This window comes from Ralstonia sp. SA306, from assembly GCF_054792405.1.
In genome coordinates, this window is record NZ_CP096451.1 from 2524447 (window position 1) to 2545558 (window position 21112).

The 21112-nt window shown below is 65.0% G+C and carries 22 protein-coding genes; 13 read left to right on the forward strand and 9 right to left on the reverse strand.

The features are described 5' to 3' along the window. Window positions 1–5 precede the first annotated feature (5 nt). Window positions 6–698: an N-acetylmuramate alpha-1-phosphate uridylyltransferase MurU gene (murU, locus tag M1D44_RS12045; RefSeq protein WP_316853023.1), complete on the forward strand. Its 693-nt coding sequence runs from the start codon at window positions 6–8 to the stop codon at window positions 696–698. A gap of 4 nt (window positions 699–702) precedes the next feature. On the opposite strand, the gene M1D44_RS12050 is transcribed toward murU, so the two are convergent. Further along, the gene (locus M1D44_RS12050) at window positions 703–2760 is read right to left on the reverse strand and encodes a putative bifunctional diguanylate cyclase/phosphodiesterase (protein WP_316852749.1); all 2058 of its coding nucleotides are present in this window, start codon (window positions 2758–2760) and stop codon (window positions 703–705) included. Window positions 2761–2987: 227 nt separating this feature from the next. Between M1D44_RS12050 and M1D44_RS12055 the strand changes: the two genes are divergently transcribed. The 11 genes from M1D44_RS12055 (at window position 2988) to M1D44_RS12105 (ending at window position 14469) form a co-directional block, all read left to right on the forward strand. Continuing rightward, window positions 2988–4367 (forward strand): aminopeptidase P N-terminal domain-containing protein, encoded by a 1380-nt coding sequence (locus M1D44_RS12055; RefSeq protein WP_024976623.1) that lies wholly within the window; start codon window positions 2988–2990, stop codon window positions 4365–4367. Then, on the forward strand, window positions 4364–5599 hold the full coding sequence (locus tag M1D44_RS12060; RefSeq protein ID WP_112185852.1) for a UbiH/UbiF/VisC/COQ6 family ubiquinone biosynthesis hydroxylase: 1236 nt from the start codon (window positions 4364–4366) through the stop codon (window positions 5597–5599). Before M1D44_RS12055 ends, M1D44_RS12060 begins: the two co-directional genes overlap by 4 nt. A 3-nt stretch (window positions 5600–5602) precedes the next feature. After that, a complete protein-coding gene (locus M1D44_RS12065) occupies window positions 5603–6886 on the forward strand; it encodes an NAD(P)/FAD-dependent oxidoreductase (protein WP_316852750.1) in 1284 nt (427 codons plus the stop codon). A gap of 194 nt (window positions 6887–7080) precedes the next feature. Further along, complete coding sequence (gene dusB / locus M1D44_RS12070; protein WP_024976626.1) at window positions 7081–8148, forward strand: tRNA dihydrouridine synthase DusB; 1068 nt, start codon at window positions 7081–7083, stop codon at window positions 8146–8148. Beyond that, the gene (locus M1D44_RS12075) at window positions 8145–8378 is read left to right on the forward strand and encodes a Fis family transcriptional regulator (RefSeq protein ID WP_024976627.1); all 234 of its coding nucleotides are present in this window, start codon (window positions 8145–8147) and stop codon (window positions 8376–8378) included. Before dusB ends, M1D44_RS12075 begins: the two co-directional genes overlap by 4 nt. Before the next feature lie 96 nt (window positions 8379–8474). Then, the gene (gene purH, locus M1D44_RS12080; protein ID WP_024976628.1) at window positions 8475–10049 is read left to right on the forward strand and encodes a bifunctional phosphoribosylaminoimidazolecarboxamide formyltransferase/IMP cyclohydrolase; all 1575 of its coding nucleotides are present in this window, start codon (window positions 8475–8477) and stop codon (window positions 10047–10049) included. Window positions 10050–10142: 93 nt separating this feature from the next. Next, on the forward strand, window positions 10143–10688 hold the full coding sequence (gene ruvC / locus M1D44_RS12085; protein WP_024976629.1) for a crossover junction endodeoxyribonuclease RuvC: 546 nt from the start codon (window positions 10143–10145) through the stop codon (window positions 10686–10688). Between the two features lie 79 nt (window positions 10689–10767). Further along, window positions 10768–11910, forward strand: coding sequence for a glycerophosphodiester phosphodiesterase (locus M1D44_RS12090; RefSeq protein ID WP_439004505.1), 1143 nt, complete (start codon window positions 10768–10770; stop codon window positions 11908–11910). A 100-nt stretch (window positions 11911–12010) separates the two neighbouring features. Beyond that, on the forward strand, window positions 12011–12592 hold the full coding sequence (ruvA, locus tag M1D44_RS12095; protein ID WP_012761185.1) for a Holliday junction branch migration protein RuvA: 582 nt from the start codon (window positions 12011–12013) through the stop codon (window positions 12590–12592). A 63-nt stretch (window positions 12593–12655) separates the two neighbouring features. Continuing rightward, on the forward strand, window positions 12656–13729 hold the full coding sequence (ruvB, locus tag M1D44_RS12100; RefSeq protein ID WP_112185858.1) for a Holliday junction branch migration DNA helicase RuvB: 1074 nt from the start codon (window positions 12656–12658) through the stop codon (window positions 13727–13729). 23 nt (window positions 13730–13752) lie between these two features. Continuing rightward, on the forward strand, window positions 13753–14469 hold the full coding sequence (locus M1D44_RS12105; RefSeq protein WP_024976632.1) for a queuosine precursor transporter: 717 nt from the start codon (window positions 13753–13755) through the stop codon (window positions 14467–14469). On the opposite strand, the gene M1D44_RS12110 is transcribed toward M1D44_RS12105, so the two are convergent. From M1D44_RS12110 to tyrS, 3 genes are read right to left on the reverse strand one after another with little or no spacing between them, the layout of a single operon-like run. Continuing rightward, entirely contained in the window at window positions 14466–15146 is a 681-nt protein-coding gene (locus tag M1D44_RS12110; protein ID WP_024976633.1) for a histidine phosphatase family protein, read from the reverse strand. The genes M1D44_RS12105 and M1D44_RS12110 overlap by 4 nt on opposite strands. A 19-nt stretch (window positions 15147–15165) precedes the next feature. Further along, window positions 15166–15678 carry a D-aminoacyl-tRNA deacylase gene (dtd, locus tag M1D44_RS12115; RefSeq protein ID WP_024976634.1) on the reverse strand — a complete coding sequence of 171 codons (513 nt, stop codon included), beginning with the start codon at window positions 15676–15678 and terminating at the stop codon, window positions 15166–15168. Further along, window positions 15675–16940, reverse strand: coding sequence for a tyrosine--tRNA ligase (tyrS, locus tag M1D44_RS12120; RefSeq protein ID WP_316852752.1), 1266 nt, complete (start codon window positions 16938–16940; stop codon window positions 15675–15677). Before tyrS ends, dtd begins: the two co-directional genes overlap by 4 nt. Window positions 16941–17115: 175 nt before the next feature. Here tyrS and M1D44_RS12125 point away from each other — a divergent pair, with 175 nt between their 5' ends. Beyond that, window positions 17116–18270 (forward strand): anhydro-N-acetylmuramic acid kinase, encoded by a 1155-nt coding sequence (locus tag M1D44_RS12125; RefSeq protein WP_316852753.1) that lies wholly within the window; start codon window positions 17116–17118, stop codon window positions 18268–18270. Between the two features lie 66 nt (window positions 18271–18336). Here the strand turns inward: M1D44_RS12125 and erpA are convergent, their stop codons facing one another. From erpA to rplM, 5 genes are all read right to left on the reverse strand, one after another. Beyond that, entirely contained in the window at window positions 18337–18711 is a 375-nt protein-coding gene (gene erpA, locus M1D44_RS12130) for an iron-sulfur cluster insertion protein ErpA (RefSeq protein WP_004633183.1), read from the reverse strand. 126 nt (window positions 18712–18837) lie between these two features. After that, a complete protein-coding gene (locus M1D44_RS12135; RefSeq protein ID WP_024976637.1) occupies window positions 18838–19242 on the reverse strand; it encodes a bactofilin family protein in 405 nt (134 codons plus the stop codon). Window positions 19243–19285: 43 nt separating this feature from the next. Further along, the gene (locus tag M1D44_RS12140) at window positions 19286–20041 is read right to left on the reverse strand and encodes a DUF6776 family protein (RefSeq protein WP_316852754.1); all 756 of its coding nucleotides are present in this window, start codon (window positions 20039–20041) and stop codon (window positions 19286–19288) included. 231 nt (window positions 20042–20272) lie between these two features. Continuing rightward, the gene (gene rpsI, locus M1D44_RS12145; RefSeq protein ID WP_004633190.1) at window positions 20273–20665 is read right to left on the reverse strand and encodes a 30S ribosomal protein S9; all 393 of its coding nucleotides are present in this window, start codon (window positions 20663–20665) and stop codon (window positions 20273–20275) included. Window positions 20666–20677: 12 nt separating this feature from the next. Then, window positions 20678–21106: a 50S ribosomal protein L13 gene (gene rplM, locus M1D44_RS12150; RefSeq protein ID WP_009239122.1), complete on the reverse strand. Its 429-nt coding sequence runs from the start codon at window positions 21104–21106 to the stop codon at window positions 20678–20680. Between the last annotated feature and the right edge of the window lie 6 nt (window positions 21107–21112).

The following is a 21112-nucleotide window of genomic DNA, read 5'->3' on the forward strand; positions in this document are numbered from 1 at the left end:
GTGCCATGATTTTTGCGGCGGGCCGCGGCGACCGCATGCGCCCGCTGACCGACCACACGCCCAAGCCCCTGCTCAACGTGGGCGGCAAACCGCTGATCGTCTGGCAGATCGAGCGCCTGGCTGCGGCAGGCGTGCGCGACATTGTCATCAACCACGCGTGGCTCGGCGCGCAGATCGAAGCCACGCTCGGGAATGGCAGCACGTGGGGCGTGCGCCTCGCGTATTCACCGGAAGGGCAAGCGTTAGAAACCGCAGGCGGTGTCGCCCAGGCCATGCCGCTGCTGCATGCCGGCGATGGGCACAGCGTATTCATTGCCGTCAGCGGCGACGTGTTCTGCGATTACGACTACGCCGTACTGCGGGACCGGGCGCCGGCAATGGCCGCGCAAGCGGCGCCCAGCATGCACCTGGTGATGGTGCCCAATCCGCCTTACCACGTGCGCGGCGATTTCGCGCTGGATGACGAAGGCACGCTCCACGCCGACGGCCCCGAGCGCCTCACGTTCGGCAACATCGGCTTGTACGACACGCGCCTGTTTGCCGGCATCGCGCCCGGCACGCGGCTGGCGATGACGCCGCTGTACCACCAGGCGATCGCAGAAGGCCGCGCCACCGGTGAGCGCTTCGACGGCCGCTGGGAAAACGTCGGCACGCCGGCCCAGCTGGCCGCACTCGACGCCGAAGTTGCGGCGCGCTGAGCGCTTACGCCATCGCGGCGCTCAATGATTCCGCCGTCATCGGGCGGCCCAGCAGATAGCCCTGCAGCGAGTGACAGCCGAGTCGCGTCAGGAACGCCTGCTGCTCGGCCGTCTCCACACCTTCCGCGACGATGCGCAGGTTCAGCGTCTGGCCAAGCGCCACGATGGCCGAGACGATGGCCGCGTCTTCCGTGTCGTGCGCGAGATCGCGCACAAAACCGCGGTCGATCTTCAACTCGCTGGCAGGCAAACGCTTGAGGTACAGCAGGCTCGAATAGCCTGTGCCGAAATCGTCGATCGAAATCCGCACGCCCATCGCGTCGAGCTGCTGCAGGATCTGCAGGCTCGCATCGACATCGCGCATGGCGGTCGACTCCGTAATCTCCAGCGTCAGGCTGCGCGGGTCCAGCGCATGGCGCGCGAGCGTGTCGCGCACGGTGTCGATGAGTGCGGCATGGCCAAACTGCAGCGCGGAGAGATTCACAGCGACGGTCCACGCGGTGCGCCCCTCGCGATGCCATTGCGCCATCTGGCGACAGGCTTCGTCCAGCACCCAAGCGCCGAGCGGCACGATGAGGCCGGTCTTCTCGGCCAGCGGGATGAATTCATCGGCGGGCACCAAACCGCGCTGCGGATGCTGCCAGCGCACCAGCGCCTCCACGCCCATGATCGGCCCATTGGGCGCGTTGAACTTGGGCTGGTAGTGCAGCACGAGTTCATGCCGCTCGACCGCGCGGCGCAAGTCCTGCACGAGCTGCAACTGGTGATGCACGTCGGCGTTCATCGAGGGCTCGAAGAAACTGTAGGCGTTCCGGCCCAAACCCTTCGCGTGATACATCGCCGCATCGGCATTGGTGAGCAGATCGTGTTGGTTGTCACCGTTGCCGGGGTAGATCGCGATGCCGATGCTGGTCGACACCCGCAGTTCGTGACCGCCGGCCATGAAGGGCTCGCGCACCACTTCCAGCAGCGCGTCGGCCAGGGTGCCAGCGTCTTCCGGATCGTCCACGCAGGCGAGCACAACAAATTCATCGCCGCCCACACGCGCCACGGTGTCCTGCTGGCGCACCCGCGCGCCGATGCGCTGTGCCACGTCGATCAGCAACAGATCGCCCACATGGTGCCCATAGACATCGTTGACTGCCTTGAAGCCATCCAGGTCCATGAACATGAGCGCGAAGCGGCGCTTCTCGCGTTCAGCCGTGCGGATCGCCTGGGTCAGACGGTCTTCCAGCAGCACGCGGTTGGAAAGCTTGGTCAGGTTGTCGTGCAGCGCAAGGTAGGCCAGCTCCTTGTTGGCCGCGGCCAGTGAGTTCGCCAGCAAGGCGGTGCGCGCTTCCATGCGCAAGTCGAGCACCGAGATGATCAGCGCGATGGCCAGCACCGCCAGCGTCACGATGATGATGACCAGCGCCAGCCACTCGGCACTCGCCCCGGTGTGCGCAGCCCCGCACACACTGCCGAATGGAAACGCTGCCGCCGACATGCCCATGTAGTGCATGCCGACGATGGCCACGCCCATCACCACCGCCGAACCTGCACGCAGTGCGCGAACGCGCCGCGACTGCAGCCGCAGGCGGAACGCGATCCACAGCGCCACGCCCGAGGCCAGCACCGCAATCACGATCGACAGTGCAAACCTCGCGGGGTCGTATTGGATGCCGGGGTTCATGCGCAGCGCGGCCATGCCGGTGTAGTGCATGCCCGCGACGCCCGTACCCATGAGCAGTGCGCCGCCCGCCAGGCGCGGCCACGGCAAATCACGTCGGCTGACCAGCCACAACGCAAACATCGACGCCCCAATACCGATGGCGAGCGACGTAAGCGTGATCCCGACGTCATATCCAACCGGGATCGGCAGGTTCAGCGCCAGCATGCCGACAAAGTGCATCGACCAGATGCCCAGCCCCATGGCCGATGCGCCGCCGATGAGCCACCACAACGCCGCGCGACCTTGTGCGGTGACGACACGTCCTGCCATATCCAGCGCCGTATACGACGCCAGGATGGCCACGAAGAGGGAAAGCAGGACGAGAAGAGGGTTGTAACTGCTGGCGAGCATCGGTTCTCCTGGGCAGGCCGATCCAATGCGGCCAATCCACTGCAGGCGGAGGTCGCAACCGGGATGCAAAACAGATCAGTATTAACGGCGGTAGCCGCCCGAGACTTTAGGAGAGGCCGCCCGCACCGCACAAGTCTCCTTTTGGGTGTGGCAATGCCCCTCCCCCGAATGCCCACCAAGCGCGGCGTTACAATCCACGCATCCTTTCTGCCGCTGGAAAACACGCCATGTCCGCCACCGAACTCGCTTTCCTCCAGACCTATCGCCAGCGCCGCGAGCGCGTCGTGCAGTGGCTGCGCGCGGCGGGTGGCGGGGTCGCCATCGTGCCGACCGCACCGGAAGCGATGCGCAACCGCGACAGCGACTACCCCTATCGGCACGACAGCTACTTCTATTACCTGACCGGCTTTACCGAGCCCGAAGCGGTGCTCGCCATCGTGGTACCCGCGGGCAGCGCACCCGCGCGCAGCGTGCTGTTCTGCCGCCCGAAGCATGAAGAGCGCGAGATCTGGGACGGCTTCCGCTTCGGCCCCGAAGCCGCGAAGGAAGCCTTCGGCCTGGATGAGGCGCACTCGGTGGAAGAGATCGACGCGACGCTGCCCAAGCTGCTCGCCAACGCCGCCGCCGTGGCATATCCGCTGGCAGAAAGCGGCATGTTCGACCGCCGCATGCGCCGCTGGCTCGACGCGGTGCGCATGCAAGGCCGCGCGGGGGTGTCTTCGCCGCACCAGGCGCTGGACGTGCGCGCCATCCTCGATGAGCTGCGCCTGTTCAAAGACCCGAACGAACTCGACATCATGCGCCGCGCCGGGCGCATCTCCGCGGGGGCCCATGTGCGCGCCATGCAGGCCTCGCGGGCCGGCCTGCGTGAATACCATCTCGAAGCCGAGCTGCTGTACGAATTCCGCCGCCACGGTGCGCAAAGCGTCGCCTACAACTCCATCGTTGCCACCGGCCCCAACGCATGCGTGTTGCACTACCGCGCCGGCAACGCCGAACTGCGCGACGGCGATCTGTGCCTGATCGACGCCGGCTGCGAGCTGGACGGCTACGCGTCGGACATCACCCGCACGTTCCCCGTGAACGGCCGCTTCACCGGCCCGCAACGCGAGCTGTATGCGCTTGTGGTTGCCGCGCAGGAAGCCGCCCTTGCCGAAACGCGCCCCGGCGTGCCGTACAACGTACCGCACGATGCTGCCACGCGCGTGCTGGCGCAAGGCATGCTCGACACCGGCCTGCTTGACCGCAACACGGTCGGCACGCTCGACGACGTGATCGCCGGAGGCCAGTACCGCCAGTTCTACATGCACCGCACCGGCCACTGGCTCGGCATGGACGTGCACGACGTGGGCGAATACCGCACGCCCGGCACCGCTGCTCCTGCGGAAGGCGAACGCCCATGGCGCCCGCTGGAGGCCGGCATGGTGCTGACCGTCGAACCCGGCATCTACGTGCGCCCCGCACCCGGCGTGCCGGAAAAATATTGGCACATCGGTATCCGCATTGAAGACGACGCCATCGTCACGCCCGAAGGCTGCGAAATCATCACGCGCGACGTGCCCGTAGCCCCAGACGAAATTGAACTGGTGATGCGGAGCCAGGCATGACCGACAGCATCACAGCAAGCAGTGCCGCTCCGGACTTCGACGTCGCCATCGTCGGCGCGGGGCCTGTCGGGCTGGCGCTGGCCAACTGGTTGCTGCGCGACACCGACTGGCGCGTCGCCCTGTTCGATGCGCGCGATGCCGAAGCCGCCGCGCGAGACCCGCGCTCGCTGGCGCTCTCGCATGGCTCGCGCGTGCTGCTGCAGGAGATTGGCGGCTGGCCCACGCGCGCCACGCCCATCACGCACATTCATGTCTCGCAGCGCGGTCATTTCGGGCAGGCGCATATCCGCCGTGAAGACTACGACGTCCCCGCGCTCGGCCACGTCGTGCAATACGGCGACCTGAGCGCCGCGCTCAACGCCGCACTCGCCACGCAGATGGAGCGTCACCCGAAGCGCCTCACCCGCTACGACCACACACCCGTGGAGCGCGTCGAGCAACTGCCGCGCGCCGACGGCACCGTCGCCCCGGCCCGCGTGCGGGCGCTACGCGAAGGACGTCATCCGCTGGCCATCGAAACCGAAGTCGTCATCCAGGCCGAAGGCGGCTTGTTCGACGACGCACGTAAGCAGGAAGGCGGCATCGCCCATGCGCGGCGCCGCGATTACGGCCAAACCGCCATCGTCGCGCACGTGCGCTGCAGCGCGCCGCTGGAAGGCTGGGCGTGGGAGCGCTTCACACCCGACGGCCCACTCGCTTTGCTACCGCAGGATGACGCGCATGGTCCCGGCTACGCGCTCGTCTGGTGCTGCGCACCCGATGAAGCACGCCGACGCGCAGCGTTGCCCGACGACGCCTTCCTCGCTGAACTGGGCGCGGCCTTTGGCGAGCGCATGGGCCGCTTCACGCACGCCAGCCCGCGCCACACATTCGCGCTCGGGCTGCATGCCCAGCGCATTCCGGTCGACCGCCGTGTCGCCGCGATCGGCAATGCCGCGCAGACGATCCACCCCGTGGCGGGCCAGGGCTTCAACCTCGGCCTGCGCGATGCATTCGAGATGGCGCGCGCGCTTCGGGATGGGGCAACGGCAGCCACCCTCGCCCGTTTCGCCCGCGAACGCGCGTTTGACCGCGCCGTCACCATCGGCCTGACCGATTTGCTGCCGCGTGCGTTTGCCGTGCCGGGCCGGCCGTTTGGGCATCTGCGCGGCGCGGCGCTTACGCTGCTGGAATGCCTGCCACCGCTCAAGCACGGGCTGGCCCGGCAGATGATGTTCGGTCAGCGAGGCTAGCGCGTGGCGACTTCCGGGGCCAGCACTGCGGGCGATCGCCAACAGATCACCGTGGTGGGCGCCGGCATTGTCGGCACAGCATGCGCGCTGCAACTGCAACGTGAAGGCCATCAGGTCACGCTGCTCGATCAGGCCGGCATTGGCGAAGGTTGCTCGTTTGGCAATGCCGGCTGCCTGAGCGTCGCATCGGTCGTGCCGATGGCGCTGCCCGGCATGCTCAAGCAGGTGCCCAAGTGGCTAGCCGATCCGATGGGTCCGCTGACGGTGCGTTGGCCCTATCTGCCGCGCGCGCTGCCCTGGCTGCTGCAATGGGTACTCGCAGGCAATGAGGCGCAGGCCCGTGCGACTGCGCAGCCGCTGGCGAGTCTTTTCAGCGCGACCTTCCCCGGTTATCGCGACCTGCTCGACGCCGCGCAATACGACAGCCTGATCCGCCAGAGTGGCCATTTGTATGTGTGGCGCACACTGGCGCGCTCCTCGGGCGATGTGCTGGCGCAAGCCATTCGCGACGCCACCGGCGTGCGCTCGCAAGCCCTGAGCGCCGGTGAAGCCCGCGAGCTGGAGCCCGCATTGGCCGCCGACATCCAATCCGGTCTGCTGCTGCCTGACAACGGCTTCACCGTCAATCCGGAACGGCTGGTCAAGACCCTGGCGACCAACTTTGCCGCAGCGGGCGGCACCTTCCTGCGCCGCAAGGTGTTGGACGTGGAATTCGGCCGAAGCGACTACGGCGGCCCGACGCGGCTGCATACCGATTGCGGCACGCTGCCCGTGTCGAAGCTCGTGCTCTGCGCGGGCGCGTGGTCGATGCGGCTGGGGGCCAAGCTTACTGGCATCCGCATTCCGCTCGACACCGAGCGCGGCTATCACGCCACGCTGCGCGCGCCCAGCGTGCAGCCCTCGCGGCCGATCATGGATTGCGAGCGCAAGTTCATCGCCACACCCATGGAAGGCGGCTTGCGCATTGCCGGCACCGTGGAAATCGGCGGGTTGGACGCGTCGCCCGATTACCGCCGCGCGCGCATCCTCATGCAGCAGGGCCAGCAGCTCTTCCCCGGCCTCAGCTTCACGGACGACAGCCAGTGGATGGGCCATCGTCCCTCTCTACCCGACAGCCTGCCCGTAATCGACCGCTCGGAGCGCTACCGCAACGTGTTCTTCGCGTTCGGGCACGGCCACCTGGGCATGACGGGCGCGCCGGGCACCGCCCGACTCATCGCCGATCTGGTCAGCGAGCGCAGGCCCTTCATCGACGCCCGCGCCTACGGCCTGCAACGGTTCCGGTAACGCCAGCCACGGCAAGAAGCGCGCCGCCGACCGCACTGCCGCATAGTTTGTGCACAACATTTAGGCAATCCGGCGGTTTGGCGGTAAAATCCCGTCCTCGCATTTTTCACTCCCGTCGCTCCGCCCGGTCGTCATTCGACTCTGGGCGGAAGGGGTGATTTTTCGTTTCTTTCAGCCGCTTCTTCCTCGCAGCCTTGCAGATCGGACCGCATACCCTCCGCAACAACCTGTTCGTCGCCCCCATGGCGGGTGTGACGGACCGCCCGTTCCGTCAGCTGTGCAAACGGCTGGGCGCGGGCTATGCGGTGTCCGAGATGGTCGCTTCCAACGCGCAATTGTGGAAAAGCGAGAAGACGATGCGGCGCGCCAACCACACGGGCGAGGTCGAGCCGATCGCCGTGCAGATTGCCGGCGCTGAGCCGATGATGATGGCCGAGGCCGCGCGCTACAACGTCGATCGCGGCGCGCAAATCATCGACATCAACATGGGCTGCCCGGCCAAGAAAGTGTGCAACGTGGCCGCCGGTTCTGCGCTGCTGCAGAACGAGCCGCTGGTCCAGCGCATTGTCGAGGCCGTGGTGGGCGCAGTGGGCGATCGCGTGCCCGTAACGCTGAAGATCCGCACCGGGTGGGACCGCGAACACCGCAACGCATTAAGCGTGGCGCGCATTGCGCAGGATGCCGGTATCAGCATGCTGACCGTGCACGGTCGCACACGGGCAGATCTGTACCACGGTGATGCTGAATACGACACCATCGCCGCGGTCAAGGCGTCGGTGCGCATTCCAGTGGTGGCCAACGGCGACATCACCACGCCGGCCAAGGCCAAGCACGTGCTGGCCGTGACCGGAGCGGACGCCATCATGATCGGCCGCGCGGCGCAGGGGCGCCCGTGGCTGTTCCGCGAGATTTCCCACTTCCTGCAAACCGGCACGTTGCTGCCCGCGCCGGAAGTGGAAGAGATTCGCGGCATCATGAATGCACATCTGGAAGAGCACTACGCGTTCTATGGCGAATACACCGGCGTGCGCACCGCACGCAAGCACATCGCCTGGTACACGCGCGGGTTGGCGGGGGCCAACCTGTTCCGCCACCGCATGAACACCATCGAGGACACCGCGGCCCAGTTGGCCGCCGTCAATGCGTTCTTCGACGAGCAGCGTGCGCTGTCCGACCGTCTGGTCTACGAAGACCAAGCCAGCGGTGGCGACCACCCCACGACGGGCAACAACGACAATAACAAGGAACTGCTTGCCGCATGAGCCGCAATCCGATCGAACGTTGCATCCGCGACAGCCTGGATGCGTATTACCGTGACCTGGACGGCGAGAACCCGTCCAATGTCTACGACATGGTGCTGCAGGCCATTGAACGGCCGCTCCTGGAAACCGTGATGGGATGGGCTTCCAACAACCAGTCGCAGGCGGCCGACTACCTCGGCATCAACCGAAACACGCTGCGCAAGAAGTTGCAGCAGCACGGCCTCATCTGAGGTCGCAGGCCGGCCTTTGAACCGATTTCCTTTCTGACGGCGCCTCCTGCCAGTTCGGCAAACCCAGCGCCACACCCGCCCACCGGCGTTTCCACCATGATCCAGCAAGCCCTGCTTTCCGTTTCCGACAAGACCGGCATCGTCGACTTTGCCCGTGCCCTGCACGAGCGCGGCGTCAAGCTCCTCTCCACCGGCGGTACCGCCAAGCTGCTCGCCGAGTCCGGCCTGCCCGTGACGGAAGTGGCGGATTACACGGGCTTTCCGGAAATGCTCGACGGCCGCGTCAAGACGCTGCACCCGAAGGTGCACGGCGGCATCCTCGCCCGCCGCGACTTGCCCGAGCACATGGCCGCACTGGCCGAACACAGCATCCCGACCATCGACCTGCTGGTGGTGAACCTGTACCCGTTCCAGCAAACCGTGGCCAAGGACGAATGCTCGCTGGCCGACGCCATCGAAAACATCGACATTGGCGGCCCGACCATGCTGCGCTCGGCGGCCAAGAACCACCGCGACGTGACCGTCATCGTTGATCCGGCCGACTACGCCACCGTGCTGGCCGAAATGCAGGCCAACAACAACACGGTTGGCTACGAGACCAACTTCATGCTGGCCAAGAAGGTGTTCGCGCACACCGCGCAGTACGACGGCGCCATCACGAATTACCTGACGAGCCTGGGCGCCGACAAGTCGCACAGCACGCGCAGCGCTTATCCGCAAACGCTGAACCTGGCCTTCGACAAGGTGCAGGAAATGCGCTACGGCGAGAACCCGCACCAGTCCGCCGCCTTCTACCGTGACCTCAAGGCAGTGGATGGCGCGCTCGCCAACTACAAGCAACTGCAGGGCAAGGAACTGTCGTACAACAACATCGCCGACGCCGATGCCGCGTGGGAATGTGTGAAGTCGTTCGACCCGGCCAAGGGCGCCGCGTGCGTCATCATCAAGCACGCCAACCCGTGCGGCGTGGCCATCGGCGGTACCGCGCAAGAAGCGTATGAGAAGGCCTTCAAGACCGATTCGACCTCGGCTTTCGGCGGCATCATCGCCTTCAACGTGCCGCTGGATGAAGCCGCGGCGCAGATCGTCGCCAAGCAGTTCGTGGAAGTGCTGATCGCCCCGGGCTTCTCGGAAGGTGCGCGTGCCGTATTTGCCGCCAAGCAAAACGTCCGCGTGCTGGAAATTCCGCTCGGCAAGGGCGTGAACGCGTACGACTTCAAGCGCGTTGGCGGCGGCCTGCTGGTGCAGAGCCCGGACGCCAAGAACGTGCAGCCGAGCGAGTTGCGCGTCGTCACCAAGCGCCACCCGACCCCGAAGGAAATGGACGACCTGATGTTCGCCTGGCGCGTCGCCAAGTTCGTCAAGTCGAACGCCATCGTTTTCTGCGGCGGCGGCATGACGCTGGGCGTGGGCGCCGGCCAGATGAGCCGCGTGGACTCCGCACGCATCGCCAGCATCAAGGCGCAGAACGCAGGCCTGACGCTGGCCGGTTCGGCCGTGGCGTCCGATGCGTTCTTCCCGTTCCGCGACGGTCTGGACGTGGTGGTCGATGCCGGCGCCTCGTGCGTAATCCAGCCGGGCGGCTCGGTGCGCGACGATGAAGTGATCGCCGCCGCCGACGAGCGCAACGTGGCGATGATCTTCACGGGCACCCGCCACTTCCGCCACTAATCGCTCACCAAACAGCACCGTCCACGCGACGAACAAACGGGGCAAGGCGTAAACTGGCGCCTTGCCCCGTTTCCATTTCTGCCTACCTCCTTCATGCGCATCCTCGGCATCGACCCCGGCCTTCGCACCACGGGTTTTGGCGTGCTCGAACGGCACGGCCACAAGCTCGTCTACGTGGCCTCGGGCACGATCAAGAGCAACGGCAATGCCGACCTGCCCAGCCGCCTGAAGACGCTGTACGACGGCGTCTCTGAACTGGTGAGCACATACCAGCCGGACTGCGCTTCCATCGAAAAGGTGTTCGTCAACGTCAACCCGCAATCGACGCTGCTGCTGGGCCAGGCCCGCGGTGCGGTGATCTGCGGCCTGATGAGCGGCAACCTGCCGGTGTTCGAATACACCGCGCTGCAACTGAAGCAGGCCGTGGTCGGCTACGGCCGCGCCAACAAGGACCAGGTGCAGGAAATGGTCGTGCGCCTACTCAACCTCGAAGGCAAACCCGGGGCGGATGCGTCTGACGCGCTGGGCGTGGCAATCTGTCATGCGCACGGCGGCGAGACGCTGGCTGCCATGGCCGGGCTGGCGCCGCAGCTTGCGCAAAAGGGCTTGCGCGTGCGGCGCGGGCGCCTCGTCGGCTGACAGGATTCTTAAAGACGGCGGGTAGCTGCACGCACACACGGCGACTACCATGGGGGGTATCCGTCTTCAGGAGAGCCCGATGCCGCGCCGTCTCATCCTGCTGAGCCCGTTCTTTTTGAGTGCCTCCCTGGCCTTGTCGGCCTGCCGACTGGAATATAACCACGGTGGTGGCAGCGGCGGGGGCAACACCACGCCCATCGCCACCGTCCAGGTGATCGGCCACCGCGGTGCGCCTGCATTGCGGCCCGAGCACACGCTGGCCTCCTACCAGAAGGCCATCGACGACGGCGCGGACATCATCGAGCCGGATCTCGTATCCACCAAAGACGGTGTGCTGGTTGCACGCCACGAGAACGAAATCTCCGGCACAACCAACGTGGCCGACGTGGCGGCGTTTGCCGGCCGCAAGACCACCAAGACGATCGATGGGCAGAGCGTCACGGGCTGGTTCACCGAAGACTTCACGCTGGGTGAATTGAAAACGCTGCGCGCACGCGAACGCATCCCGAGCATCCGTCCCGACAACGTCGCGTACAACGATCAATTCGACATTCCCACGCTCGACGAGATCATCGCGCTGGCGCGTGACCAATCCGCCAAGCTCGGCCGCAACATCGGCATCTATCCCGAGACGAAACATCCGACGTACTTTCAGTCGATCGGCCTGCCGCTGGAAGACAGGCTGATCGACGGCCTGCGCCGCGATGCCTTCACGGCCAGCCGCACGACGGTCTACATCCAGTCGTTCGAAGTCGCCAATCTCAAGGCCATTCGCAACAAGATCGGCAGCAGCCAGCCCAACTGGAAGCTCGTGCAATTGATGGGCACATCCAGCCGGCAGCCCTACGACTTTGTGGTCGCCAAAGACAGCCGCACGTTCGGCGACATGATGACCAGCCAGGGCATGCGCGACATCGCCGCGTATGCCAACGGTGTCGGCCCTGACAAGAGCAGCATCATGGGCCTGGATGCGAACGGCCGACTCACCGATCCGACCGACCTGATCCGCAACGCGCACAACGCCGGGCTGATCGTCCACCCGTACACGTTCCGCCCCGAGAACACCTTCCTGCCGCCGTCGCTGCGCAGCGGTGCCGACAACACGCGCAACGTCAACGGCTCGATCACCGAGATCCAGGCATTCCTGCGTGCGGGCGTCGACGGCTTCTTCACCGACGATCCTGCCGTCGGGCGGCAAGCCGTGTCGACCTTCACGCGCTAGTCTTCGCGCATCGGAACCGTAGCGAGCGGCCGAGCCAGGATCGGGCCGCACAGTAGGTTTGGGCTACACTGCGTCCCGTTTTGGAGGAGGAACCCCACCCATGATCGGACGCATTGCCGGGACGCTGATCGAAAAGAACCCGCCGCACCTGCTGGTCGATTGCCACGGCGTCGGCTACGAGATCGACGTGCCGATGAGCACGTTCTACAACCTGCCCGCGACTGGCGAGAAGGTCGTCCTGCTCACGCAGCAGATCGTGCGCGAGGATGCGCACCTGCTCTACGGTTTCGGCACCGCCGCCGAGCGCGAAACCTTCCGCCAGCTCATCAAGATCTCGGGCATCGGCGCCCGCATTGCGCTGGCGGTGCTGTCGGGCATGTCGGTGGCCGAACTCGCGCAGGCCGTCACGCTGCAGGAAGCCGGGCGGCTGACGCGCATTCCGGGGATCGGCAAGAAGACGGCGGAGCGTCTGCTGCTCGAACTCAAGGGCAAGCTCGGCGCCGACCTGGGTGCGGTGCCCGGCGGCCCTGCCGTCTCGGACGACGCGGTCGACGTGCTCAACGCCCTGCTGGCGCTTGGGTACTCCGACAAGGAAGCGGCCCTCGCCATCAAGCAGGTGCCGGCCGGTACGGGTGTGTCCGAGGGGATCAAGCTGGCGCTCAAGGCGCTGTCCAAAGGCTGACGCCCGGGCGCGGCGAAACGGTAGAATGGCCTGCTCGCGCCTTCCCGGCGCCGTCTGCCCGTCATGATCGAAACCGACAAGCTCGCCGCCAAGGCTGCCTCTGCTGAGCGCATCATCTCAGCCTCCCCCGCCTCCCCCAACGAGGAGGCGTTCGAGCGCGCGCTGCGCCCCAAGCTGCTTGACGAATACGTCGGCCAGGAAAAGGTGCGCGGCCAGCTCGACATCTTCATGACCGCGGCCAAGAACCGCAGCGAAGCACTGGACCACGTGCTGCTGTTCGGCCCGCCGGGCCTGGGCAAGACGACGCTGGCGCACATCATCGCGCGCGAGATGGGCGTCAACCTGCGCCAGACCTCCGGCCCCGTGCTGGAACGCCCGGGCGACCTGGCCGCGTTGCTCACGAACCTCGAAGCCAACGACGTCCTCTTCATCGACGAGATTCATCGGCTCTCGCCCGTGGTGGAGGAAATCCTGTACCCGGCGCTGGAGGACTACCAGATCGACATCATGATCGGCGAGGGCCCGGCGGCGCGCTCGGTCAAGCTCGATCTGCAGCCGTTCACGCTGGTGGGCGCCACGACGCGCGCCGGTATGCTGACCAACCCGCTGCGCGACCGCTTCGGCATCGTTGCGCGGTTGGAGTTCTATACGCCTGCCGAGCTGGCAAAGATCGTCACGCGCTCGTCGGGCCTGCTGAACGCTCATATCGTGGATGAAGGCGCGCTGGAAATTGCCAAGCGCTCGCGCGGCACGCCGCGTATCGCCAACCGCCTGCTCCGCCGCGTGCGTGACTATGCCGAGGTCAAGGCCGATGGCATCATCACCCGCGAAGTGGCCGATGCCGCCCTGGCCATGCTCGATGTGGATGCGGTCGGCTTCGACCTGATGGATCGCAGGCTGCTCGAAGCGATCCTGCACAAGTTCAACGGCGGCCCGGTCGGCATCGACAACCTGGCGGCCGCCATCGGCGAGGAGCGCGACACGATCGAGGACGTACTCGAGCCCTACCTCATCCAGCAAGGCTACCTGCAGCGCACTCCCCGTGGTCGTATCGCCACGGCTTCGGCGTACCAGCACTTCGGGCTGGGCGCCCCCAAGAGCGGCCCCGTACGCGATCTCTGGGACGACAACCAATAAACGCCCACCCGGACCGCCCCGACATGTCCGCCGCCCCGCGCCACCCGAACCGCACGTTCCGCTACTACGACTTCGTCATGGCGGCCTTCGTGACGGTACTGCTGTGTTCCAACCTGATCGGCGCGGCCAAGGCGGCGCAGGTCACGCTGCCAATCATCGGGCCGGTCACGTTTGGCGCTGGTGTGCTTTTCTTCCCGATCTCATACATCTTCGGCGACATCCTCACCGAGGTGTACGGCTACGGGCGCGACCGGCGTGTGGTGTGGGCGGGTTTTGCCGCACTGATCTTCGCGTCGTTCATGTCGCTGGTCGTGCTGGCGCTGCCAGTAGCGCCATTCATGGCGGACTACCAGAAGAGCCTGAACGACGTGTTCGGCAACACGCCCCGCATCGTCGCCGGGTCGCTCATTGCGTTCTGGTGCGGCAGCTTTGCCAACAGCTACACGCTGGCGAAGATGAAGATCGCTACGGAAGGAAAATGGCTGTGGACGCGCCTTATTGGGTCCACGGTGGTGGGCGAGGCAGTGGATTCTTCGCTGTTCTACGTGATCGCCTTCTACGGGATCTGGCCCCACCAGCAGGTGCTCCGCGTGGCCATCGCGCAATACATCCTCAAGACCGGCTGGGAGGTCGTGGCGACGCCCCTTACCTACCGGGTCGTCGCCTTCCTCAAACGCGTCGAGCACGAAGACTACTACGACCGCGACACCAACTTCACGCCGTTCCGGCTGAAGGTTTAGGGAACGCGGCGGTCCACCTCGTCGAGCACCAGCAAATCCAGGTGCGCGACATCCCCCCATTGCAGTACAGTCAGTTGATGGCCATCGGATGAAAGCCGGTTGATGCTCGCGTTGCGCAGTTCATGCTGGCGCGGCTCGGTGAGCGTCATGGCGTTGGCCCGGCGATACAGGCAATCGAGCACGCCGCCGTGGCTAACCAGCGCGATGCGCTCGCCGGGGTGGCGACGGATCAGGCGAAGCGCAGTCTCGACCGCACGTTCGTGGAATTCAGTCAGCGTCTCGCCGCCAGGCGGGGCGAACTCGGGCACGCGGTTTTGCCAGGCATCAAAGTCGGCTGGATGCTGTGCGGCGACTTCAGCGTAGGTGAGGCCTTCAAACTCGCCATAGCAGCGCTCGCGCAAACCGGCGTCGTCACGCACCGTCACACCCACTTCATCTGCAAGCGCCTGCGCCGTCTGCCTGGCGCGCGACAGATCGCTCGCATAGACCGCATCGAACCGCTCGCGCGCCAGTGCCTTGCCAAGCTGCGCCGCTTGCTCCAGCCCTTGCATGTTCAGCGGCACGTCGAGCTGGCCTTGCAGGCGGCGCTCACGGTTCCAGTCGGTCTCGCCGTGGCGGATGAGCACGATGTGGGTGATCTGCGGCATCGGCAGAGGGATGGTGGCGGCGCGTGACATCACAGGGTTCCCGAGCGAATCAGACAGATTTGGCCGCTTCCGGCGTGGCCGCTTTTGCGACAGACGGCGCGGCTTGCGGCGCGATCTGCAGCCAGAATGTGACCGGACCATCGTTGACCAGCGACACCTTCATGTCGGCGCCAAACTCGCCGGTCGCCACGATGGGGTGCTGCGCACGGGCGCGCGCCACGAAGTGGTCGTACAGGCGGCGGCCATCTTCCGGCGCAGCCGCGGGTGTGAAGCTCGGCCGCGTGCCAGACTTGGTATCGGCCGCCAGCGTGAACTGCGATACCACCAGCAAGCCACCGGCCTGCCCGTTGCCGTCGATGTTGCGCACGGGCAGGTTCATCTTGCCCTGCGCGTCGGAGAACACGCGGTAGTTGAGCAGCTTCTCCAGCAGACGATCTGCCTCGGCGGCGGTGTCGCCACGTTCGGCACAAACAAGCGCAAGCAGGCCCGGGCCGATCTCGCCGACGACGCGGCCGTCCACCCGGACAGCCGCTTCAGACACACGCTGGATCAGTCCAATCACTTCAGCACCACGCGTGCAAAGCGACGCTTGCCGACCTGCATCACGAAGGTGCCCGCCTCCACCTTCAGGCCCTTGTCGCTGACGACGGTACCGTCGATCTTCACGCCGCCCTGTTCGATGTTGCGGTTGGCATCCGACGTGGACGGGCAGAGCCCAGCCTGCTTGAGCAGTTGCGCAATGCCCAGTGGCGCGCCTGCCAGCTCAATCTGCGGGATATCGTCCGGCACACCGCCGCGTGCGCGGTGATTGAAGTCATCCAGCGCGCGTTCGGCATCGGCCTGGCTGTGGAAGCGCGCGACGATCTCCTGCGCCAGCAGCACCTTGCAGTCGCGCGGGTTGCGGCCCAGCGCGATCTCCGCCTTCATCAAATCGATCTCGGCCAGCGGGCGGAACGACAGCAGCGTGTAGTACGTCCACATCAGGTCGTCGGAGATGCTCATCAGCTTGCCGAACATCTCGTTCGGCGCCTCACTGATACCGACGTAGTTGCCCTTGGACTTGGACATCTTCTCTACACCGTCCAGGCCAACCAGCAACGGCATGGTCAAGATGCACTGCGGCTCCTGGCCGTATTCCTTCTGCAGTTCGCGACCGACCAGCAGGTTGAACTTCTGATCGGTGCCGCCGAGTTCCAGGTCGGACTTGAGCGCGACCGAGTCGTAACCCTGCATCAGCGGATAGAGGAATTCGTGCACCGAGATCGGCACGCCAGCCTTGTAGCGCTTGGTAAAGTCGTCACGCTCCATCATGCGGGCGACGGTGTACTTGGCGGCAAGCTGGATGATGCCGCGCGCGCCCAGCGGGTCGCACCATTCGCTGTTGTAGCGAATTTCGGTCTTGCTCGGGTCCAGCACCATGCTGGCCTGACGGTAATAAGTCTGCGCGTTGGTCTCGATCTGCTCGCGCGTGAGCGGCGGGCGCGTGGCATTGCGGCCGGACGGGTCACCGATTGTCGAGGTGAAATCGCCGATCAGGAAGATCACTTGATGCCCCAGGTCTTGCAACTGACGCATCTTGTTGAGCACCACGGTGTGGCCGATGTGGATATCGGGCGCCGTCGGATCCAGGCCCAGCTTGATGCGCAGCGGCACGCCGGTCGCGGCGCTCTTGGCTAGCTTCTGCTCCCATTCGGCAGCAATCAACAGTTCGTCGCAGCCGCGCAGCGACACTTCCATTGCGTGCGCCACCTCCGGGGTCACCGGGTACTTGGGTTTGGCCGGCGTGGCGTTATCGGAGGCGGCGGAAGTGTCAGGTGCAGTCATGGCAAAAAGAAAGGTCACCGCGCCGCACATGGAAAACGGCGCGAACGAATCAACAATCGGGGAAACGGTGCGTGCACGATGGCCGACATCGATTGAAACGTGCCGGCCGCGCAATCCCGGGATTTTACCGTGATGTGTCCGTTTGGCCCGCCATTGCGCTGGTAAGCTGTCGCGCATGAGCCATCCTGACCACACCGCACTCTCCACCGATCGCTACATCGGCTTGATGTCGGGCACCAGCCTGGACGGTGTCGACGGCGTTCTGGCGGACTTTTCCGGCGAACACCCGACCGTCCTCGCCGATGCCTACGTGCCCTTCTCGCCCGAACTGCGCCAGCGCTTTCTGGACCTGCAACACGCCGGCCACGACGAGATCCATCGCGAAGCCCTTGCCGCGAACGCGCTGGCCATGGTCTACGCCGACTGCGTTGCCCAACTGCTCGCTGCCACCGGTCTGGGTGTGCACGACGTGCGGGCCATCGGCGCCCATGGGCAGACGATTCGTCATCAGCCCGGCACACATGATGGCATCGGCTACACGCGCCAAACCCAGCACCCGGCGGTGTTGGCTGAACGCACCGGCATCGACGTCATTGCCGATTTTCGTAGTCGCGACATCGCCGCCGGCGGCCAGGGCGCACCGCTCGTACCAGCGCTGCATCGCGCGCTGTTCGGCCTGCCTGATGCGTGGCGTGTGGTCTGCAACATCGGGGGCATCGCCAACCTCACCGTCGTGCCGCCGCAAGCCCCCGACGCGCGCAACGCCGTACTCGGCTTCGACTGCGGCCCCGGCAACGCGCTGATGGACTACTGGGTTCACAGGCACCGCGATACCCGCTACGACGCCGACGGCGCCTGGGCCCGCACTGGGCGTATCGACGAAACGCTCCTCGCGCGTCTGAAGGCCGAGCCGTTCTTTGCAGCGCCACCGCCCAAGAGCACCGGCCGCGACCTGTTCAACCCGGCGTGGCTGCAACAAACCCTCGGCGATGCGCTGAACGCCGCGCGCCCTGAAGATGTTCAAGCGACGCTGCTCGCCCTCACCGCCGACACCATCACCGATGCCGTACGTGCCCATGCGCCGCAGGCCGCGTCACTGCTGGTCTGCGGTGGCGGCGCCCGCAATGGCGCGCTCATGGCACGTATCGCGCAGCAATTGCCGGGCGTGCGAGTCGCTCCGACAGATGACTTCGGCGTGCCCGCGCATCAGGTGGAGGCCCTCGCTTTCGCATGGCTCGCGCGCCAGTGCGTGCTCCGCGCCCACGGCAATCTGCATACCGCGACCGGCGCATCGGGCGGTCGCATCCTCGGCGCAATCTACCCCGCTTGAGCGCACAATTTGCCGGCAACAAAAAAGCGCACCGAAGTGCGCTTTTTCTTTTACAGCGATGCGGCGTCAGACCGAGAACGACGAGCCGCAACCACACGTGGTCGAAGCATTCGGGTTCTTGATGACGAACTGCGCGCCGTTGATGTCTTCCTTGTAGTCGATCTCGGCGCCCACCAGGTACTGGTAGCTCATCGAGTCGATCAAGAGCGAGACGCCATTCTTGGTCATGGTCGTATCGTCTTCGTTGGTCTCTTCGTCAAAGGTGAAACCGTACTGGAAGCCCGAGCACCCGCCGCCTTGCACGAATACACGCAACTTCAACTCCGGGTTGCCTTCTTCTTCAATCAGTTGCTTGACCTTGTCCGCAGCGCTGTCGGTAAAGACCAGCGGAGCCGGAACCTCGTTCACATCGGGCGTGGCTGCCTGCGCGACTGCGTTCATGAAAATCTCCTGTGGGAACGTCTGAAACTTGCCTGTATTTTAAGCGCAAGCTGCAAATCGTGCCGAAGCCCCGCGTTTCAAGTGGGCATTGTGCGGTGCGCCAGCAACGGCTGACGCGCGATGTGATCAATCCTGATTGGACGCCAGCTTCAGATTGGGCAGCAACTTCACGTCGCCAGGCGCCGCGTGCATCAACGTGCCCATGACGACGGCGCCTTGGTGCATTTCCAACGCCGCATATTGCACGTTGCCCTCAATGCGCGCCTTCGGCTGCAACTCAAGCAGCTCCGCCACATGCACGGGGCCAACCACGGTGCCATTCAGGATCAGGTGCCCGACGTGCACCTCGCCCTCGACGCGTGCGCTATCGGTAATCACCAGCATGCTGGGCTTGTCCGGATCGCCGTAGATGTTGCCGCTGATCTCGCCGTCGATCCGCAGACCGCCCGAGAAGCGCAGATTCCCTTCCAGTTTGGTATGAGCCCCCAGCAGCGTTTCAATCGCCAGCCCTTTCTTTTTGCCAAACAGCATCGTCGACTCCTCTGTGTACGGATCCTCGACAGGACAACGCCCGTCAGATGGAAAAACTCTGGCTCGCTTTGATCTTGCCGTTCTGCAGCACTTTCACCATCACCGATTGCACCGTGGTGCCGGGGGGCACGTCTACCCAGCCCTCAAGGCGCTGGTAGTGCGTGAGCTTGACGCGGGCGCTGGCAACGGGTGATCCGCTGGCCACCGTTCCCGGGAAATCGATCGTAGCAGCTTTGCCACCCTGTACCACGTTCAGCGTGAGCGCCAGTTGCCCCTCGAATTCGGAGACCGGCGCGAACGCCTTTCCGCCGCCTTGCATCAGCAGAACGCGGAACCGCATGCGTGTCGGCTGCGCCTCATCCGGCGCGATGCGGAAGCTGCGCACGTAAATACCAGCGGAATTGGTAGGTGCGGGCAACAGGCTGTCAAAGAAGGCTAGGTCCTCTTTCAACTGCGCGTTTTCGGTTTCCAGCGCCTTGAGTTGCTCAGCCATCTGCGCTTGCGCGCCTTCGGCAATACCCAGCCTGGCATCCACGGTGCCAGCGGACGCGGAAAGCTTGTCTCGCTCGGCTTGCACGGCGGCCAACTTGGTGGTCAGCTCGCGGTTCATAGCGCGCAAATCGGCGTCGTGCGGCCCCGTCAGCCGACGCCCTTCTTCGAAGGCCCACAGCGCCGCAGCCGCCGCAAGCCCAAATACCACGGCAATCAACAAAACCGTTACCGGCCAAGGCAGACGCGAACGCACCGTGACGTTCGGGGCGAGCACGGAAGCGCGACGCAACAAGCGACGCGCCTTCATGCGCGCGCCTCCCGACCCGCCTTGCGGATCAGAATCGGATTAGGAGAAACAGCGGATTGCATCATACGGGCCGAACGCTAACGAAATGTGAATTGTAGTCCCGCGGACATGTCGGAGCTGTTGCAAAGGGTAAGCGAGGCGACGGAAAGATCACCCTGTTTAGTTCGAACGCTCAAAAACAAAAAACCACACCCGAGGGTGTGGTTTTTTGCTGAAGCAGCAGGAAGCGGATTAACGCTTCGAGAACTGCTTGGCGCGGCGGGCCTTGCGCAGACCGACCTTCTTACGCTCGACTTCACGTGCATCGCGCGTCACCAGACCAGCCTTCGACAGGGCGGGCTTGAGCGTTGCATCGTAATCGATCAGGGCGCGGGTGATGCCGTGACGCACAGCGCCGGCTTGGCCGGTTTCACCACCGCCGACCACGTTCACCTTGATGTCGAACGTAGCTGCATGGTTGGTCAGTTCCAGCGGCTGACGCACGATCATCAGCGAGGTTTCACGAGCGAAGTACTCGTTGATGGCCTTGCCGTTGACGATGATGTCGCCCTTGCCGGACTTGATGAAGACACGTGCCACAGCGCTCTTGCGGCGGCCGGTGCCATAGTTCCAGTTTCCGATCATGGATTAGGCCCCTTAGATTTCCAGCGCTTTCGGCTGCTGAGCTTCGTGCGGATGCGAGCCTTCGGCGTAAACCTTCAGCTTCTTGATCATCGCGTAGCCCAGCGGACCCTTCGGCAGCATGCCCTTCACAGCCTTCTCCAGGGCGCGGCCCGGGAAACGCTGCTGCATCTTGCCAAACGTCGTTTCGTAGATACCGCCCGGGTAACCCGAGTGGCGATAGTACTTCTTGTCGGTCGTCTTGGCGCCCGTCACACGCAGCTTGGCTGCGTTGATGACGATGATGAAATCGCCGGTATCGACGTGCGGAGTGAATTCGGGCTTGTGCTTGCCGCGCAGTCGGTGTGCCACTTCGCTGGCGACACGCCCGAGGACCTTGTCCGTCGCGTCAATCACGTACCAATCGCGCTTCACCTCATGGGGCTTTGCGGAAAAGGTCTTCATGATTTT